This window comes from Paraburkholderia fungorum, from assembly GCF_046027605.1.
Classification (GTDB): Bacteria; Pseudomonadota; Gammaproteobacteria; order Burkholderiales; family Burkholderiaceae; genus Paraburkholderia; species Paraburkholderia fungorum_F.
In genome coordinates this window covers 1-2,007 of sequence record NZ_JAQQEF010000075.1, presented here as the reverse complement: position 1 = coordinate 2,007, position 2,007 = coordinate 1, and the positions used below count along the sequence as shown (strand labels likewise).

At 63.6% G+C, this 2,007-nt stretch carries 2 protein-coding genes; both read left to right on the top strand.

What is annotated here, in order from left to right:
- Positions 1 to 27 precede the first annotated feature (27 nt).
- A complete protein-coding gene (locus tag PQR53_RS38785) occupies positions 28 to 804 on the top strand; it encodes a citryl-CoA lyase (protein ID WP_408465870.1) in 777 nt (258 codons plus the stop codon).
- Positions 805 to 855: 51 nt separating this feature from the next.
- Positions 856 to 1,989 (top strand): CaiB/BaiF CoA transferase family protein, encoded by a 1,134-nt coding sequence (locus PQR53_RS38780; RefSeq protein ID WP_408465868.1) that lies wholly within the window; start codon positions 856 to 858, stop codon positions 1,987 to 1,989.
- Positions 1,990 to 2,007 lie beyond the last annotated feature (18 nt).

Sequence of the window (2,007 nt, the reverse complement as noted above, 5' to 3'; positions counted from 1 at the left end):
TATCCATCGCATCCTTCAAAGGTCGCCATGCAAATTGGAAAACCCAGTCAGCTACGCACGTCGATTTCGACCGCGACACCTGACAGCATCACCGTCCGTAACCGGGATCTCTGCAAGGAATTGATAGGCCAGGTGAGCCTGACCGACTTCTTTTGCCTGCTCCTCACGGGCCAGCCGCCCACGGACACCCAGCGCCTGCTCCTCGACGCATCGCTCGTGTCGATCTCGGAACACGGGCTGGTCCCCTCCATACAAGCCGCCCGCATGACATACGCCGCAGCACCCGAGGCCTTGCAGGGCGCGGTTGCCGCCGGACTGCTGGGATGTGGGTCAGTCGTTCTCGGCAGTTCCGAAGAGGCGGGCAAGCTGTTTGCCGCGTTGCTCGCAAAAACGCCGCAGGAAGGCACGCTCGCAGAGGTGGTCGAGCGTGAAATCTCGGCGCTGCGGGCGCGGCGCGCGCCGCTGCCCGGTTTCGGGCATCCGCTCCATCAGCAGGAAGATCCGCGCGCCACGCGCCTGCTCGCCCTCGCGGACGAACTCGGCACAGCAGGCGAGAATGTACGGGTCCTGCGCGCCATCGCTGCCGCAGTACCGCAAATTTATGGCCGGGCACTGCCGATCAACGTGTCCGGCGCGATTCCCGCCGTGCTGCTGGACGTCGGTTTTCCTCTCAAGGCCTTGAAAGGCGTGCCGCTCGTCGCACGCAGCGTGAGCCTCGTCGCCCATCTGCTGGAAGAGAGCATGGAGCCGATCGGCTTTGCACTGGCCCACGCCGGCGAAAGCGCGATCAGCTACGTCGCGTGAACAGGCGCCCCGGAATACAAAGCGGCGGCTGCCGCATAGGGAGTAATTGAAGTGATCAAGGTATTGCAGAACATACGCGTCATCGAGCAGGGCACCTTCATTACCGGACCGGCCACAGGAATGCTGCTCGGCGACCTCGGTGCCGACGTGATCAAGGTCGAGCAACCCGGCGCCGGGGACCCCTTCCGGGCGTTCCGCGGCGGCCTGTACAGCCCGCACTTCCAGACTTACAACCGCAACAAGCGCAGCGTCACGCTCAATACGAAAGATGCCGACGATCTCGCCGCTTTCGACGAGCTCATCCGCACGGCGGACGTCTATATCCAGAACTTCCGCCCGGGCGCGGCAGCGCGTCTGAATGTGGACGAAGCGCGTCTTCGTGCGATCAATCCTCGCCTGATCTACTGTTCGATCAGCGGCTTCGGCCAGTCGGGGCCTTCCATGGGCCGTCCTGCATACGACACGGTCGCGCAGGCCGCGAGTGGTTTTCTCGGACTGTTGATCAATCCGGAGAACCCGCGCGTGGTTGGACCGGCAATCGCCGATTCGATCACTGGCTTCTACGCCGCCTACGGCATTCTCGGGGCGCTGCAGGAACGCGCGCGCACCGGAACGGGCTTGAGCGTGGAAGTGTCGATGCTCGAGGCCATGACCCATTTCAACATGGACGCGTTCACGCACTACTATTCGGCCAACGAGCTGATGGGACCGTACAGCCGGCCGATGGTCTCGCAGTCGTACGTCATGAAATGCCGGGACGGCAAGTGGCTCGCGCTGCATATGTCATCGCCGGAAAAATTCTGGCAGGGACTCGCCACGGTGATCGGCAGGCCCGGCTTGCTCGATGACCCGCGCTTCTCGACGCGAGAAGGCCGCATCGACAACCAGGAAGCGATGATCGAGGTCCTCTCGGGGGTCTTCGTCGAGCGTGATCGCGACGAGTGGTGCCGCCTGCTGCTCGAGCAGGATGTGCCGCATGCGCCAATGTACGACGCCAGCGAGGCACTGGAAGATCCGCAGGCGAAGCATCTGGAACTGCTGGTGTCCGCACAGCACGCCACGATGGGCGAATACAAGACCGTGCGCAGCCCGGTGAGCTACAACGGCGAACGCTCGCTTGAGATCGTGCCGCCGCCGGTGCTCGGCGAACATAACGAAGAAATCCTCGGGCCTCTGCGCGCGTGAGACAGCACCGCGCTCGCC